Genomic DNA, 16072 nt, shown 5'->3' on the forward strand with positions numbered 1-16072 from the left:
AATGTTATAATTTTCTATAGGCTTTGGCTGTCATTTTATCTAAATACTTAACATCGGGTAAGGTAGTAACTTCCCTCCTTTTGGCCTGCTTAAAATTAATAATCGCCTTTTTATATTCCTTTTTCTGAAAATAATATAATCCTGCAAGCGAATATGCCTCCCAATAATTAGGGTTTAAGTGACTTAACCTTAGAATTTCCTGCTCTGATAAATTTGTTCCCTTTTTAAGCCCTTCGACTACCTTGAGTTTCAGTTTCCGATATTCCTCATAATTGTGAAACTGTTCCGTACGCATAAAAGGATCTTCTCCAATAACCTCTTCAAAATTTGCTACCGAACCTCTAACATTATCCTTTTCAAATCTTTCAAAAACTTCATCCAGATCGTAAGCTATAAAAGCCCCTAATTGATATGGGTTAGCAGAAATCCACACTTTTCGCTCTTGAGGCTGGAAAACAATTCCATGATGGGCTAACAGCTGATTAATAGCTTTTTCATTTCCCATACCTAGTTTGATCCCATCAAGCCCTTGTCTATTTCTTAAAATATCCACAGCTTTTTCAGGGGTTAGTTTATTAGTCTGAGAAACCAATTCCTGCATCTTCTTGAATCTATAAGCAGTATGACTTTGGGTGATGGTTTCTAAATTTCTTTTATCGAAAGTATATTCTTCACTTTGAAATTGATTACTGCATATCAATTGATTAGAGTTTTCAACTTCGAAAACTCCAAAATTCGAAGGGGAAACCTCTATTAAAATAGCTTTATTTTCCTTGGCACTTCCCACCATAATAGATTCAGAAACAAAGACCTCTCGCTTAGCAGCAATTTCAATAGCCTGTTGTGTAGTAGTGGCATATTGTAATATTTCTCTTGCAACTAAAGATATTGGTGTTTTGGCTACTAAAGGAATCTTAGATTTCCCGGCATTTAAAGTAACTGTAAGTCCGAATTCGTTCATACCACTTACAGCCCCTACAAATCCTCCCCAGGTATAGATCATGAATTTATGTCCTTTGCTGGGGTTAAAAAAAGCAACGATTTTTTCTTTAGAAAACTCGTCCCCCGCATAAAAATCAAAATTTCTACCAACAAGAAGTTGCCCATTCGCAGTTTTATTATCCCATGCAGCGAAAGATGTACAACCCACGAGCATTAAATCCTGTAAAGCGTGGCCAATATCGTGAGCACCGTGTAAATAAAGTGCTCTTTTGTAAGCCGGGGCAAAAGTATCATACTTTCTAAGAGTGAATCTTGAAATACCGAAAATTTCCTGTTTGTATTCGGTTGTAATATGAGAATCGATTTTCCTGTTGAAGTATGCAATCAGTTTACTCAGAAATTTTTGATAAGTTTTTGAAGGAACCATAGATTCAAGTTTATTCATGAAGGCCACTTCCTGCTTATCCATAAGTTCTCTGGTGAGACTCCCGTTTACCATGCCTCGTTCTAAAGCATCTCCTTCCACATAAAGTTCCCAAATCCCGTATTTATTTTTGTTTAGCGTGTTTTTTCCAATACTATAGGAGGAATCGTTATGCTTGATTCGAAGAGTATCTATTTTCGAGATATCGCTTATATCAGGAAGTTCTCCAACAGATTTACTACCACCACAAGCTAAAATTGTAAGGCTAATCAAAAAAACGACTATAAATTTAAAATAGATCTTTCTCATAAGTACTTCAATCCATTTTAGTAAGTATTACAACTTCATTTTGCCTATAACTAATCTCGTAATTTAGGTCGAGAATCCATCGGTAAGCATAATTACTATCTAAAATAATAACCGTCTTTGCCTGTTTTGCAATTAGCTCATTCATCTCATTCTCTAAGTTGAATAAAGGGATTTGTGAGATAATGAAAATATTATAATTTGTAGGATGCATAGGAATTTCTTCAGAATATGTTAGACTATGCAATCTACTGGCAAAACAATTTTCGGCTATTTTAAGTTTAGACAACTCGGGTTCAATTCCATGTATTTTTGCCTTAGGTTTTTTATAACTCAAATAAATAGGCAATACTCCAAAACCTGAATAAAAATGGAGTATTTGGTCGGTTTCTTCAATATGCTCCGATATCTTCAGGTATCGCTCTTTTTGAAGTTCCATTTCCTTTTTTATAACAGGATATACCTTTTTATACCTGTAATTATCATAGATGGCTCTTTTAAAATACAGCCGATCTTTCTTAGTTGCTTTGGTAAGAACCGACATAAAGTTAAAGGCTGATTTCCCTGATTTCATTCTTATTATAAATAAACGATCAAATATATAACCCTGTATAACAAAAGCCACTAATAACGCAGATAATACTCCTATAATTGAAATTACCGAAATAGATCGTAAAGCGGGGTGTTTGGCAAAAAACAACGCTCCAATACCCAACAAGGTAGTACAAACAGAAAGCAATATGGATGTTCTATAAATTCCTAATACCTTTTCTCCTAATTCGTATTCCTTTAAAAAAGCATTGGTAATAAAAATGCTGTAATCCAGCCCCAATCCAAAAATGAACGTTGAAATAATTATATTCAAAATGTTGAATTCAATTCCCAACATGGCCATAATTCCCAATGCGATCACCCAGGTTATAGCAATAGGTAACAGGGTTAGCAAACTTACTTCTAAAGACCTGTAAAAAAGCATCAGCACCAGGAATACCGCAATGATAGAATAAGCTACCAAATTGTTAAAATCATTCTTCAAATTCCCCAGGAAATTCTGGTTTATCTGTTTCCTGTCAACCACTACTAGATTGGATTCTTTTGGGAATTGTGCTATAAAATTGTCCAGCATGGTCTCTTCTATTTCCACAGAGGTAGTAACAGTGGCAAAATTTTTACTTGAAGAAATAAAATCATCTAAATACAGCGTACTGGTATTCTTATAATCCAAAAGCGCTATTGGTTCAAAATTAGTGTGCAGCAATGTATAAAAGGCATTAAAACTCGTTGATTTAAACCTGTACTCTTTAGATTTCTCTATAAGATCATTTTCAAGTTTTTTAACTCTTTCCGGATTCCAGAATTCCTCCCAACGTTCAATTTTCTCTAGCTGTGATTTTGTTGAAAGCACAACCCCTCCAATACTGCTAAAGTTATCTATCCCCCCCAATTTCTCTAAAGTATTCAGTCTATGATAGAGCTTATTATTATGCTCTAAAGCCTCGTCAACAGTAGTACCATAACTAACCAAATACACCGATTTCCCGGCTTTCCCCGCTATTTTAAGTACATCATTTTCAATTTTAAGTATCTCTTCGGGTTGGTAATTAATGGCTGAAAGATCGTTATTGAATTTGACCTTAGTGAAAAAGAAAAAACATATTAGAAAAATAACAAATATTGCACCTACCAGGTACTTGTTCTTATGAAATTGAACAGCTGCTAACCGGTCGATAAAATTGGAACCTTGTTGAAGATTAACCTTAGGTACTTTATATAGCTGAGGAATTAAGATAAGAGCCAAACCCGAGGCAACCAATACACTTAGCGCAGCAAATATTCCCAGATCATTTAACGCATCACTTTTCACAAATAAAAGGCATAAAAAAGCGATTGCAGTTGTAGTACTGCTCATAAGTACAGGACCGGTAACATCCTTATACAAAGTGGTAATATTGTTATTATTCCTGTAATGGGTTAAGATGTGTAAAGCATAATCTATGCTAATTCCCAGCAAAATAGCACCGATCCCAATAGAAATTGCTGAAATTGTTCCTTTGAATAAGAATAAAAAAGCTATTGCAGTCACCCCACCAATAATACTGGGTATAAATAGCAATAAAGGCACATAAACCCTTTTATAATAAAAGATGAGAAGCAGTAATAAAATACTACTGGCAATTCCCAACGTCAAACGAATATCTTTTTTTATTTGATTGGCATTTGCCACTGCATATAGCAAACCACCAAAAAACTCCCCCTTTACTCCCGGTATATTTTCATTGAGTTCCTGTTTAATTCTTCGAAGCTCCTGTACAAGCACTCCATTCTCCTCTGTTTCAGAAGCAGAATATTTAGGCGATAGAAATAATAGTAAATGTTGCTTGTCTTTGGTAAGCAGATAATTATTATAAAGCTGAAAATCGTCACCCACACTTAATTCTTCCAACTTGTTCAGTCCTAAGGCTGTTAAAGAAAGTGGATCTTTAAAAACATATCTTTTAGTTACAAAGCCTGTTGGAGAGATCAAACTTTTATAACCGGTTTCTAACCGATCCTGTATACTATCCTGTTGTAACCTGTCTTCAATGAGCTTATAATCATTTTCATTTAAAAATAAAGGAAGATTATTGTACACAAAATCATATACTTCTAAAATGCTTTCCTCAGGCACTTTGCCCTGGATATCTTTTATATAATTAGGAAGTTGGCGATGGATTGAGTCTATTAAACGGGTAGCATAAGCCGTAAGCGCTTCAGGATTATTCTTTGCTGACGTGGAAGAAACCGTAAAAATAATTTTATCGCTAAACTGCGTTTGAGCCAGTACCTTCTTTAGAGTATTTTGTTTTTCTCCTGAAGGAATTAATCCAGTTACATCTTCTTCCAGGGAGATTCGTGAAGCTAAAATGCTAACTCCGGTTAAGAAGATAAGTCCAATAATTATAGACAGAATTCTATATTGCTTAATAAAGTGATGAAGTTTTTGCATTTATGGTTTAACCATTTGTTTCTGTTCAGACATCGAAAATAAAAAATAAAAGATGATCCAAACGCTAAGTGAAACAACAATTGCCAATGAAATACTTCCAATAATATACTGTCCTAAGCCTTCTACAATTTTCTCGGTAGAATTAAAATCGGCTAAACGCATACTCCATGAAACGCCTTTACCCAATATAACCGAACCCATCTGGTAACTACCATATATAATAAAGGGAATAAATGGCGGAATGCTAATGTTACTAAACAAGAAAGCAATTACTTTATTCACTTTAAAAACAGCGGCAAGTAAAAATACCATCATAGTGTGAAGTCCCCATAAGGGTGAGATTCCAACAAAGATGCCTAATGCAATAGCGGCAGCTTTTTTATGTGGGGGTTCTTGACTTCTTAGAATATCTTCATTCCAAAATCGTTTAAACCCTTTTTCTTTAAAATCCTGATATTTATTTCTTGGATGAATGTAAAAGAAGCTTACCAAGACAAACCACATATAAAGGAGAACGATTCGTGTTATATCCATGAATGGCCTAAAATGCGTTACTCGGTTTTCAGGATATAGTACTTTTATAGGAACATTCTTAACTTCTACATTTCTCCAGGAAGCCTTTACAATAACCTCTATTTCGAGTTCGAATTTACGGGTATATAGCTTTATCTGGTTAACTACTTTAATTGGATAAAGCCTGTATCCACTTTGGGTATCATGCAATTGAGATCCGGTAACTACTAGGTACCAAAAATTAGAAAACCTGTTGCCTTTAGTACTCTTCCCCGGAATACCATCTCCTCCCATATTTCTATCTCCCACAAGTAGTATTTCTGGATGTGATGGCGCTTTTCTCTCTAAATGAGTTAAAAAAACATCAAGGTCATCCGGGTAATGCTGCCCATCAGAATCTATACTTATAGCATATTCAAAACCTAATTTCTCTGCAGCTTCAAATCCGGTTTTCAAAGCTGTACCTTTCCCCCTATTTTCTGATAAATGAATTATATGAGCTTGTGAGAAAAGAGTAAGAATTTCCTTAGTGCCATCGGTAGAACCATCATTTATAATAATAAGATTATGCGAATACGCCAATAGATTTTCTATTACCGTCCCTAAGCTTTGTTCATTATTGTAGGTAGGAATAATGATACAACACTTTAAAGCATCGAACCTAGACTGGTATATTGGAGAACTGTTCAAGATAACTTTAACTTTTGCTGCAAAAGTATTACTTATATCCGGACCAACACAATCTAAAGAAGCCCGGTATTTCTTTAAGAGGTAATTTTGTATAAAGTATTGATTTTTATGGCTACAGCCTCATTATGCTTGGCAAAACCTTTTAACTTAACCCTATCGCCATCTATTTCAATAGTAGAATGTAAAACAAAATCTTCACTTACATCTGGATCTACAACAACCATGAATTTAATGTTATTGGCTTTGGATAACTGAAGCTGGTGTCCCGTGATGCGTTCGGCCTCTTCTTTAAAAAGCTGCATAAGAATGACTCCGGCAGTTACAGGTCTTTCCGGAAAATGACCTTTATACAATTTGTGCTCTTTATTAATTTGAAGTTGAGTGATATATTCTCCATCTTGTTGGATAGAATTTTTAACGGTATAAAAATCTTTTAAAAGCATAGGTTGAATTTATCTGCCACTAAAATAGGGAGAATATTCGTTTTGATGTTACATCAGCCTGAAAAAGGCCTAATTTTCAAATAATGAATCTACCAACTTTAAATTTAACCTCGAATTTTTAAACACGATCTTGGTATAATCTCCAGATTCTTCCATCAATTTAACCGAGTTCACTAGATATTCCTGATTAAACACTAAAATGATCTGATTGAACATCTGCCTTAAATTTTCGTCTTTGGGAACTATACGCGCAGTTACCAGGTTACCAATTTTGGAATAGGTAATTTCAAAATTCTGTTTATCTTCTAACAGTTTTCCGTTAATGCTACCAGAGATTAAAGTGATCAGTTTTTCGAATAATTTATTAGAGTTTAAATTGGTAACGCTCTTATCCCCATCATCATTGATGTAGAGTTTACCCTCCTTGAAAAGCAATTTAAAACTGTAAGGCGTTGCATATTCCCATTTCAAAATATTAGGCGATTTATAATATAATTTTCCACTACTGCTTACAGCCTCTTCCATAAGTTCCATATACTTTGTTTGTACAAAGTCACTCGACAAAGTTTCTAAATTCTCTGCTCTATGAGCAACCTTTTCTTTGAATTCGGTAATTTCAACTTCAGGAAGATGAGCTTCCTGAGCGAAACCTGTTATGGAAATAAACAGTAATAAAACCTTAAGTATACGCATCGATTTTAAATAGATTATCGACTCTACAAGCTGTAAAATCGTTGGTTTGCAAGAATATCAACAACTGTTCCAATATAACCACGGTGTGCTCTTTCCTGTCGTGTAATAAAACAACATCTCCAGGCTTTATGCGAGATGTGATTCTATTTAAAATTAATTTTTCAGAACGCACGATGGTATCATAAGATCTAAGATTCCATCCTATAACTTTATGACCAGTTACCTCTAAAGCGGCTTTAATCTTCGGATTAATAATTCCGAAGGGAGGCCTAAATGTATTTGGCTTAATCCCACCCACATTAAATGCTGTCTTATCACATTCCTGGATTTCCTGAATAATTTTATTTCTTGATAGAAATCCCATTTTCTTAGTGTGAGAAAAGGTATGATTTCCAATAAAATGGCCTTCTTCGAGTATTTTATTAAAAATATGGGGATTCGCTTCAATATTCTTTCCTATGCAAAAGAAAGAAGCTTTTACATCATATTTTTTTAATACCTCAAGAATCTTCAAGGTGTTTTCTACAGGACCATCATCAAATGTTATAGCAACCTGTCTTTGCGAAACTTCGGGATTATTATGATATGCGTTCACAAAAAAATTGAACTGAATATTAGAGGAAACCAAAAGTAAAAAAGTGGTATATCCTACGGCCACACCTAAAATCAGCCAAAATAAAATAAAATAGAAATATGCACCAATACCTCCTAATATTAAGATAGCCAGCATTATTATATGAAGAAAGCGAATTTTCAAATGGATTTTAATAATATAAAAGAATGATCTCTACCAAGATACTGATTGTAAATTAAGATGGATTTTGGAGATTGTACCTCCTTCTTATTCAATTTGAAAATGGAGGATGTTTTGCCCATTCTGAAAATGGAGCATGCCAGCCAAAGGGCATATCCTGAAACAGTATTGTAGTCGCCCACCAAATGTTTATACGCAATTTGAGCAGTTTCATTTAAAACTTCTTCCTGAAGATGTGCATAGAAATAATCGAATCTTGAATCACCATTATTTCCCAAAATTACGAGATCTAATTTGGCTACGGGCATCTCGTTATCAACTAAAAATTGAATCATTTCAGCTTCCACAGCTTCAGCGTTACTAGCTTGGAACACCGTTACAGCTTGCAGCGTTGCATACGTGCTTGACGATCTTTCTGAAGAAAGGCTAAAGAAGTGAGCCCCTTCAGAAGTAATGCTTCCTTCTGAATGTTCTTTAAAAAGCTGTAAGTTAGAAACCTCTTCCTGCTTTAATTGTTTATCTAAATAAAGAAATGAACTTATAGTTTTAGAAACTTCATCAACTCCCCCTACTAAAACCGATTTATATTCCGGATGCTCCAAAAACTGCATCATTCCGTCTATAAGTGCAGCTTCCACTGATGCCGATACCTGAGAATATGTGCTATTATAGCCTGTACATTTCAAATATAAGGCAATTTGTCCGCCCACAGTATTATGAGTAGATTGAATAAAAGCCGTAGGAGATAAAAGTGCCTCTTCTTGTCTTAATAAAGCCTCCAAAAAAAGTTCTGTATCCTGTTTACATCCTTCACCTGTGCCGGTTATAATAGCATTTGGCATTGGTACACTGGCATCTAACAGGGCCGTTCTTGCCGCACTAATGCCCATTTTAACTACCTTAGACATCCTTCTTAAGGACCTAGCAGGAATAAAGGCTTTATAATCGGGTGAAATAGCCGGAATAATATTAGTTGAGTATTCCACGGGATCAACACCAAGGAATACTTCCTGAGGTTGTGCTGAAATACTTGAAATTCCATTTATATAGATCTTATTACTCATTTTTGCTGAATATTAATGAGCTGCAATTCCCTCCAAACCCAAAGGAATTGGAAAGCACGTGAGTAAGTACTTTTTCCTTTAAATGAACAACAGGTATTAATCCTGTTTCCTTTATGGGCGTAACAAAGATTAAATTAGGAAAGGTCAAATTATTTTGAAGAGATAAAATACTAAAAACTGCTTCCAAACCTCCTGCCGCTGCCAGCGTATGACCGGTAAAAGCTTTGGTAGATCTAAAATCTGGGACTGAATCTCCAAAAACTCGGTTTAATGCTGTACTTTCCGATAAATCATTATTCTTGGTAGCAGTACCGTGGGCATGAACTGCACTGATTTCCGAAGCGTTTAATTTAGCAGAAATCATGGCATTTTTCATGGCAAGAAATGCACCTTCTCCATTTTCTGAAGAAGCGGTTTGATGAAAAGCATCATTTGCATTTGCATACCCGGAGATTCTGGCTAAAACTGGTTTTCCATCTAAAACATCATCAGCCTCTAAAACCAGGTACCCTGCACCTTCTCCCAAATTAAGCCCATTTCTGTCTTCATCAAAAGGTTTGCAAAAATCAGAAGATAAGATCATTAATGAATTAAAGCCGTTAAGAGTGAATTTAGACAAACAATCTGTTCCCCCAACTACAACCCGCTTTAACTTTCCATGCTTAATAAGTTTTGCCCCCAGCATAATAGCGTTGGCTGATGAAGAACATGCTGTGCTAATAGTAGTTCTATATCCCCCCAACCTAAAATGATCGGCTATTTGAGTACTCGTAAATCCTGGATGCTGCGCCTGAATAAATTTTCTATATTCAGGTTTTTGCTGAAATTCTTTATAATATCTTTCGGTGAAATCGATCCCACCAACACTGGTACCTGAAATGAATCCCGTATGTTGAAGATCATTTTCCTGCAATCCGGCCATTTTTAAAGCCTCTCTCACGGCAACTGCGCCTAAAAGTGCTGCTCTGGTAAAATTATGTAATTCAGGTAAAGCCAATTGTGCTGCCAGGGCAGGGTTAGTAAGCTTTATCTCACCAACAGGTAAATGCTTATGCCGGGTATTTAATATCTCTGGAAAGGAAAGTCCGGTATTACCAGATAACAGGGCTTGCAAATTTGTTTCTACCCCTTCCCCCAGGGCCGAAATAATTCCCATTCCCGTAATAGCAATTCCTTTCTCCATATATTATTTAGTACGATGAGCTTCAATAAAGCTGGCCATTTGATTAATGGAGGAAAATATTTCTTTTCCTTGATCAGGATCGGTTAACTTTATACCGTAATCCTTTTCAAGTAGTACAATTAGTTCTAAGGCATCAATAGAATCAAGACCAAGCCCATCTCCAAATAGAGGATCATTATTATCTATATCTTCAACCGAAAATTCTTCAAGATTCAATTGTTCAATAATGCTTAACTTCAATTCTGTATGTAAATCATTCATTTTCAAAAAGGTATAACTGCTCTAAATTTTCTACAGAAAGAGGGATTTCCCCTTTCCTGGAAATAAGGCACAAAAATACATCATATTCATCATTTATCAAGTTAATCCAGCCACAAACCACGCTCGAGGCTTTGCCTGACTGTAATAAAACCTGGGCGTAATCATTTAGCAGTTTTGCATTAAAAGTTTCTTCAATAAAAAAAACATTTTCACTCTTTAAGCTATACTTTATGCTAATTTCCCCCAAAATGATATTTGGCAGGGTATACACAAATACTGCCGGGGACACATGCTGTTGCAAAGAATTTTGATGTTTATAATCTGTTTGTAAGCTGGAGGATGCATTAGAGAGTACAATAGCAGTATCAGTTTTTAACTCCTTTTCCTTCAAAATTACTTCTGAAGCTAATAAACCCAGCTTACATAAATCGTCCATTTTATGGAACTTAGGGTAATTTAGACCGATAACTTTGTAGCTTTCCTTTAAGAAGCTTTTCAATTCTAAAAAGGAATCAGCTTTATATAGGAGTTTTTGCTGATGCTTAATTTGATTATTTTTAAGACTTACAAAATCTGTGATATAAACACTCTCCCTACTCATGATCCTCCTTTTTAAGCAGCATGGCTAAATTACATCCCCCGAAACCTGAAGCGGTTTTTAATGCCAGGTTTAACGGTCTTTTTTCAAATTGCTTAATAATATTAATTTTCTGAGAAACCCCTAATTCATCAAAATTAAGAGACATATATAATTCATTATTTAGTAAGCTATGCTTGGTAAGTATTGTTTCAATTAAGGCGGAAGCTCCCAATGTATGCCCGTAATATCCTTTAAAACTGTTAACCGGACTATCTAATAAATTGGCTCTACCAAAGGCAATTGCTTCCATTTCGTCGTTAAATGAGGTGGCTGTGCCATGGGCCGAAAGGTAATCTATCTGGCCTGCATGGACATTTGCTTCTTTCAATGCCTGCTGAATACTTAAAAATAATCCTTCTCCTGTTCGTGAAGGCCCTGAAATATGATTGGCATCGTTGGCTGAAGCCTCCGATAAAATTTGAATATTTCCCGGATCTTTATCACTTTTTGAACTGACCAGTACAGCTCCTGCTGCTTCGCCTAAACTTATCCCTTTTCTGTTCATAGAAAAAGGTTTACAAGGCGCATTACTAATGGCTTGAAAAGACTGAAACCCTGAAACCACAAATTCTGAGACTAGATCGCCCGCTACTACTATGGCATGTTCAAAATTACCTAAACCTATAAAGCGTTTAGCCACTGCCACTGCCAGTCCGCCGGAAATACAAGCATTAGAAATTACCATTGGTTTCATTCCAAAACCAAAAAAATCTTTAATAATATTTGCTAAATGGTGCAAAAGCACTCTTTCCTTTGGAAAATTGGAAGCCTCATTTAAAAGATTTATATTTCCTTTAGTGGTGGAAATAATTAATGCTGTTTTTGATAGATCTAGCTGCAGATTTTTATCGAGCACCTGCTTCACAGCAAGCAACATCATTTGCTCCAGTTTCGTAAAATTATTAGGAGATGCCATTTCAGAAAATACTGAGTTCAAGTGGTCGGCATCAATTATTCCAGCATAATATCCTTGTGAAGGAAACCTTTTATTCTCATGGAATCTTAAAGCGGAACGTAGTTGTATTATAGCTTCTATATTCTCTTCTGTAGTAAATCCTAAAGGAGAAATAATGGCATCTTCAAGCAGGTAAGTCTTCTTCATTTATATCAAGCTCATTTTCTTTTTCCAATCTAAGAAAAACGAGGGATTATTTAACTGCAAATTACCATTAGTATCCAGAAATACCTGAACGGTTTCACCAGTAGCAATAGTTTGATTTGCCATAACAATTTTGTAACGAAAAATCATCTTTGCTGCTACTGAAGGTATAAATGTGGTCTCTACTATAAAGTGATCTCCATATTTTAAGGGCAATTTATGCTCACAACTAGATTTAACAATGGGGGTAGAAATTCCATGAGCTTTCACATGCAGATAGGAAATATTATGCTGAAGGCAAAAGTCTTCTCGAGCATCTTCAAAATACTTGAGATAATTCCCATGCCATACAATGTTCAAAGGGTCACATTCATTGAAACGTACTTTTAGCTTAGTACTGGAAGTTAGTTGAGCTACCATCAATCTACTGTCACTGTTTTCATCTCAGATGTAGCAATTACTTCATCCTTTTCATTTTTAGTTTCAGCTACTACCAGTGTCACACCCATTACCTCATGAAGTATCTCTACATACGTAGTGAGTTTTTCACCTGCCATAGGCAACTTCATGATTTCTATAGATTTAATTGCCCCAATGAAACCTGTTCTTGCCTTTTTTAAGCCCGCCAAATGCCCCTGATATCCCCGATGTAAAGACATACTTTGCGCCATATGTTCAATTAAACCGGCTTCGGAAAAAAGCTTGTCTTCCACAAGAATGTTATCTTTTGGAATAGTAAATCCTGTTATACCTGTTAGATTAGTATAGGCATATAAACTATCTACCATTACAAAAGGAGCCTTTTGAGGGATAAGCATGAGTATCTTTTCGGGATCGAGAATTGGTTCTTTAAGTAAATTTTCTTCCATGTTGTATAACTTTAGCTGAAATCGTTCCAAAAATCGTAATAATTATACCACTGATGGGGATACTTTTTTACCATTTCTTCCAGATTTTCAAGATATGCTTTTAAAAGTTCTTTTGGGCTGCCTAACTCTTTTTTATAAGGTCTTGCATAAAAATGATAATGAAAATAGCGTTCTCTCATAATATGAACAAAAAGCACCGGGATCTCATTGCGAACAGCTAATTTAAACGGTCCTTGTGGAAATTCGGCAGGTTTGCCCAAGAAATTGTGCTTGTAGGTTTTATTGTTCCCCATATATCGATCGGCAGCGAATACTAACAATTCATTATTCTTCAAGGCTTCATTCATCTTAAAAACATGAGAAAGATCGTCTTGAAGCACAATGGTCTTAATTTTGGACTTCCCCGTAACCGATTCGAGATAGGCTTTTATTTGCTCATGTTCCATATCGGTCATTACTAAATTTATCGCTGTTGTATTATGTTTATCTTCAAAAAAGTGTTTGGCTAAATTGAAATTCCCAATATGAGCTGTGAGTAATATCCCTCCCTTCTTTTGCTCTAGCAATTCTTTGATGTGGTGGATCCCATCAAATTCAAAACTGAATCGATCTTTTAATCCAGCACTAATGGCAACCCTATCCAGTTGAATTCTTCCGAAGGTAAAATAACTTCGGTATACTTGAAAAGCTGCATTCAAGGGAGCATACTTTAAGCGTCTTCTGAAGAGATAATAGGTGCTTCGGGTAGAGGTAAAAGAAAAGATTATAAAATAGAGAGCTACAAATAACAATACAAAGTAGGCCGTATAAAGGCCCAAGGTCTTTATGATAAAAACATAAAGCCTAAAGCCTAGAACGGTTCCTCTGGATTGTCCTTTCCATTTGGTCATAAATTACGAATACAGCCCCCCATTAATATTAATAACCTCTCCCGTGATATAGGAAGCTTTTTTAGATGCTAAAAAGCATACCAACTCGGCAACCTCTTCTGCCTCCCCAAACCTGTTGAGAGGAACATGTTTTTTTAGTTCCTTCTCATCAAAATTTGCGGTCATGTCTGATTTTATATATCCTGGAGCCACCGCGTTTACGGTTACATTTCGTTTTCCTACTTCTTGTGCCAGTGCTTTGGTAGCAGCTATTATCCCTCCTTTTGCTGCCGAGTAATTAACTTGCCCCGCATTACCTTTAAGACCGGATAACGACACAATATTAATTACTCTCCCATAGCGCTGGAGGAGCATTTTTTTAAGCACAGGCTGAGTGAAATTATAAAACCCACTTAGGGAAGTATTAAGTACTTGTGTCCAGTCCTGTTGTTTCATAAAGACAAACAAGCCATCTTTGGTTATTCCGGCATTATTTACAAGAACTTCCACAACAGCTTCAGGGTTATTCTCTTCCCATTCCTTTAAAACTATCTGTGTTTTCTCGGAATTCGATACATCACATTTTATAATGTTACAAGCCACCCCTTCAGCCTCTATTTGGGATTTTGTTTCCTCTGCTGCTGCATCGTTACTGTTATAATTAAGTAGAATGTTATATTTTAATTCTTTAGCCAATTTAACAGCAATGGCTTTTCCTATTCCTCTTGAGGCACCTGTAATTAGAGCGTACTTTAATTTCATAATTTAATAGACCTCATTTTTTAAAATATACTCCTTAAGCTCACTCAATTTTGGGTATAGAGGTACATCTTCTTTTATAGCGGGAATAAATTTCTTTATTTCACCAATTTTAGCTTTGCTAATACTGGATAATTTTTGATCAAAATTTAAATGATAAAGAGCCTGAACAATGGTCATTAATTCTACCGATACAACCTCAAATGCGTTATCTATCACGGTTTTAGTAGTATTGGCAGCATTTGTTCCCATACTTACAATATCCTGGTTATCATTATTGTTGGGGATACTGTGTATATACATAGAATTAGAGAGCATCTGATTTTCAGCAGTAGTGGAAACTGCACTAAACTGCGCTCCCTGCATCCCGAAATTGAGCCCCAATTTCCCCATATTAACAAAAGGTGGCAAAATATCGTTGAGTTTGTTATTTAATAGATAGTTTAACTGCCTTTCTGCAAGCATACTGAGCTTTGTAACAACCAATTTCACTTTATCCATTTCTAATGAAATATAATCTCCATGGAAGTTTCCACCATGATATACCTGCTTACCTACAGCATCAATTATAGGATTATCATTGGCTGAATTCACCTCTTCTATCAATATATTCTTTGCATGCTGCAAAGTATCTAGTACAGGACCCAGAATTTGAGGTACACAACGCAAACTATAATATTCCTGTACTTTTTCTTTGAAATATTCATTTTCCGGGTGTTGCTCACTGTATAAATGTTCATTGCGGTCTCGGGTAAGCTGACTATCCTTTAAATGTTCGCGCATTTTTTTTGCGATCTCCTGCTGCCCCGGGTGCAGTTTGGCCGAATTTAATTCTTCCGATAAATGGTCGTCGTAAGCCTGTACGATCTCATTGATGACCGATGAACAGAAAATGGACCAATTCAGCAAACGTTCGGCATAAAAAATATTAACCACCCCAATACCCGTCATGGCCGAAGTGCCATTAATTAAAGCCAACCCTTCCCTTAGCTCCATCTTTATTGGCTGGATAGTCTCCAATTTAAATATTTCTGATGTGTTACGACGCTCACCTTTATAAAAAACCTCTCCCTCCCCAATTAATATTAGCGCTAAATGTGCAAGTTGAACCAAATCCCCAGAAGCTCCCACCCCACCATGTTCATAAATTAAGGGCGTGATATCCTTGTTAATAAGCTCCTGCATGGTAGTTATAACAGTTGTATTTACACCCGATTTTCCTAATGCCAAAGTATTCAATCGGGCGAGCATAAGGGATTTAACATAAAGAGGTTCCATTGGCTTCCCCATCCCAGAAGCATGACTTCTAATTAAATTATATTGTAACTCAATCCGGTCTTTATCCTTTATCCTGTATTGTGCCATAGGGCCAAACCCGGTATTCACCCCATAAATGATCTTATTTTCAGCAAATTTTTTAAGGAATTCAAAACTTGCATCTACTCTTTTAAGTAAAGGTGAAGCGATTGTAATTTTTTCTCCTTCAAAAAGAACTTGAATAAAATTCTTAAAATTGAGGGCGTCTTTAAGTTGTAACATACTAGGTATAGCTTGTGAAAATGGGACTGGAGCGCTGA

At 35.8% G+C, this 16072-nt stretch carries 16 protein-coding genes; all 16 read right to left on the minus strand.

Annotated elements, in window-relative coordinates; translation table 11 throughout:
• Positions 1 to 4 precede the first annotated feature (4 nt).
• Positions 5 to 1675: a C45 family autoproteolytic acyltransferase/hydrolase gene (locus L1I30_RS08125; RefSeq protein ID WP_236133780.1), complete on the minus strand. Its 1671-nt coding sequence runs from the start codon at positions 1673 to 1675 to the stop codon at positions 5 to 7.
• A gap of 7 nt (positions 1676 to 1682) precedes the next feature.
• Positions 1683 to 4658 (minus strand): MMPL family transporter, encoded by a 2976-nt coding sequence (locus L1I30_RS08130; RefSeq protein ID WP_236133781.1) that lies wholly within the window; start codon positions 4656 to 4658, stop codon positions 1683 to 1685.
• Entirely contained in the window at positions 4659 to 5861 is a 1203-nt protein-coding gene (locus L1I30_RS08135) for a DUF2062 domain-containing protein (RefSeq protein ID WP_236133782.1), read from the minus strand.
• A gap of 74 nt (positions 5862 to 5935) precedes the next feature.
• Positions 5936 to 6304: an ApeI family dehydratase gene (locus tag L1I30_RS08140; protein ID WP_236133783.1), complete on the minus strand. Its 369-nt coding sequence runs from the start codon at positions 6302 to 6304 to the stop codon at positions 5936 to 5938.
• Between the two features lie 69 nt (positions 6305 to 6373).
• Entirely contained in the window at positions 6374 to 6997 is a 624-nt protein-coding gene (gene lolA2, locus L1I30_RS08145; RefSeq protein WP_236133784.1) for a flexirubin biosynthesis/transport protein LolA2, read from the minus strand.
• Positions 6984 to 7727, minus strand: coding sequence for a polysaccharide deacetylase family protein (locus L1I30_RS08150; protein WP_236133785.1), 744 nt, complete (start codon positions 7725 to 7727; stop codon positions 6984 to 6986). The genes lolA2 and L1I30_RS08150 overlap by 14 nt, the downstream gene beginning before the upstream one ends.
• Positions 7728 to 7750: 23 nt before the next feature.
• Entirely contained in the window at positions 7751 to 8815 is a 1065-nt protein-coding gene (locus tag L1I30_RS08155; RefSeq protein ID WP_236133786.1) for a beta-ketoacyl synthase chain length factor, read from the minus strand.
• Positions 8808 to 9998: a beta-ketoacyl-[acyl-carrier-protein] synthase family protein gene (locus L1I30_RS08160; protein WP_236133787.1), complete on the minus strand. Its 1191-nt coding sequence runs from the start codon at positions 9996 to 9998 to the stop codon at positions 8808 to 8810. The genes L1I30_RS08155 and L1I30_RS08160 overlap by 8 nt, the downstream gene beginning before the upstream one ends.
• 3 nt (positions 9999 to 10001) lie before the next feature.
• Positions 10002 to 10259: a phosphopantetheine-binding protein gene (locus L1I30_RS08165; RefSeq protein ID WP_236133788.1), complete on the minus strand. Its 258-nt coding sequence runs from the start codon at positions 10257 to 10259 to the stop codon at positions 10002 to 10004.
• Positions 10252 to 10860, minus strand: coding sequence for a hypothetical protein (locus L1I30_RS08170; protein ID WP_236133789.1), 609 nt, complete (start codon positions 10858 to 10860; stop codon positions 10252 to 10254). Before L1I30_RS08170 ends, L1I30_RS08165 begins: the two co-directional genes overlap by 8 nt.
• On the minus strand, positions 10853 to 12001 hold the full coding sequence (locus L1I30_RS08175; protein ID WP_236133790.1) for a beta-ketoacyl synthase N-terminal-like domain-containing protein: 1149 nt from the start codon (positions 11999 to 12001) through the stop codon (positions 10853 to 10855). Before L1I30_RS08175 ends, L1I30_RS08170 begins: the two co-directional genes overlap by 8 nt.
• Entirely contained in the window at positions 12002 to 12418 is a 417-nt protein-coding gene (locus L1I30_RS08180) for an acyl-CoA thioesterase (RefSeq protein ID WP_236134030.1), read from the minus strand.
• Entirely contained in the window at positions 12418 to 12867 is a 450-nt protein-coding gene (locus L1I30_RS08185; protein WP_236133791.1) for a hotdog family protein, read from the minus strand. The genes L1I30_RS08180 and L1I30_RS08185 overlap by 1 nt, the downstream gene beginning before the upstream one ends.
• Before the next feature lie 11 nt (positions 12868 to 12878).
• The gene (locus tag L1I30_RS08190; RefSeq protein ID WP_236133792.1) at positions 12879 to 13757 is read right to left on the minus strand and encodes a lysophospholipid acyltransferase family protein; all 879 of its coding nucleotides are present in this window, start codon (positions 13755 to 13757) and stop codon (positions 12879 to 12881) included.
• 3 nt (positions 13758 to 13760) lie between these two features.
• On the minus strand, positions 13761 to 14498 hold the full coding sequence (flxB, locus tag L1I30_RS08195) for a flexirubin biosynthesis SDR family reductase FlxB (protein ID WP_236133793.1): 738 nt from the start codon (positions 14496 to 14498) through the stop codon (positions 13761 to 13763).
• A 3-nt stretch (positions 14499 to 14501) separates the two neighbouring features.
• Complete coding sequence (flxA, locus tag L1I30_RS08200; protein WP_236133794.1) at positions 14502 to 16034, minus strand: flexirubin biosynthesis tyrosine ammonia-lyase FlxA; 1533 nt, start codon at positions 16032 to 16034, stop codon at positions 14502 to 14504.
• Between the last annotated feature and the right edge of the window lie 38 nt (positions 16035 to 16072).

This window comes from Gillisia lutea, assembly GCF_021568705.1.
Taxonomy (GTDB): Bacteria; Bacteroidota; Bacteroidia; order Flavobacteriales; family Flavobacteriaceae; genus Gillisia; species Gillisia lutea.

Bases quoted from the DNA above. Each gene is read 5' to 3' on its own strand.
- L1I30_RS08140 (WP_236133783.1), bottom strand. From the start codon at position 6,304: ATGCTTTTAAAAGATTTTTATACCGTTAAAAATTCTATCCAACAAGAT.
- L1I30_RS08150 (WP_236133785.1), bottom strand. From the start codon at position 7,727: ATGCTGGCTATCTTAATATTAGGAGGTATTGGTGCATATTTCTATTTT.
- L1I30_RS08130 (WP_236133781.1), bottom strand. From the start codon at position 4,658: ATGCAAAAACTTCATCACTTTATTAAGCAATATAGAATTCTGTCTATA.
- L1I30_RS08170 (WP_236133789.1), bottom strand. From the start codon at position 10,860: ATGAGTAGGGAGAGTGTTTATATCACAGATTTTGTAAGTCTTAAAAAT.
- L1I30_RS08175 (WP_236133790.1), bottom strand. From the start codon at position 12,001: ATGAAGAAGACTTACCTGCTTGAAGATGCCATTATTTCTCCTTTAGGA.
- flxA (WP_236133794.1), bottom strand. From the start codon at position 16,034: ATGTTACAACTTAAAGACGCCCTCAATTTTAAGAATTTTATTCAAGTT.
- L1I30_RS08125 (WP_236133780.1), bottom strand. From the start codon at position 1,675: ATGAGAAAGATCTATTTTAAATTTATAGTCGTTTTTTTGATTAGCCTT.
- L1I30_RS08190 (WP_236133792.1), bottom strand. From the start codon at position 13,757: ATGACCAAATGGAAAGGACAATCCAGAGGAACCGTTCTAGGCTTTAGG.
- L1I30_RS08160 (WP_236133787.1), bottom strand. From the start codon at position 9,998: ATGGAGAAAGGAATTGCTATTACGGGAATGGGAATTATTTCGGCCCTG.
- L1I30_RS08155 (WP_236133786.1), bottom strand. From the start codon at position 8,815: ATGAGTAATAAGATCTATATAAATGGAATTTCAAGTATTTCAGCACAA.
- L1I30_RS08185 (WP_236133791.1), bottom strand. From the start codon at position 12,867: ATGGAAGAAAATTTACTTAAAGAACCAATTCTCGATCCCGAAAAGATA.
- lolA2 (WP_236133784.1), bottom strand. From the start codon at position 6,997: ATGCGTATACTTAAGGTTTTATTACTGTTTATTTCCATAACAGGTTTC.
- flxB (WP_236133793.1), bottom strand. From the start codon at position 14,498: ATGAAATTAAAGTACGCTCTAATTACAGGTGCCTCAAGAGGAATAGGA.
- L1I30_RS08165 (WP_236133788.1), bottom strand. From the start codon at position 10,259: ATGAATGATTTACATACAGAATTGAAGTTAAGCATTATTGAACAATTG.
- L1I30_RS08180 (WP_236134030.1), bottom strand. From the start codon at position 12,418: ATGGTAGCTCAACTAACTTCCAGTACTAAGCTAAAAGTACGTTTCAAT.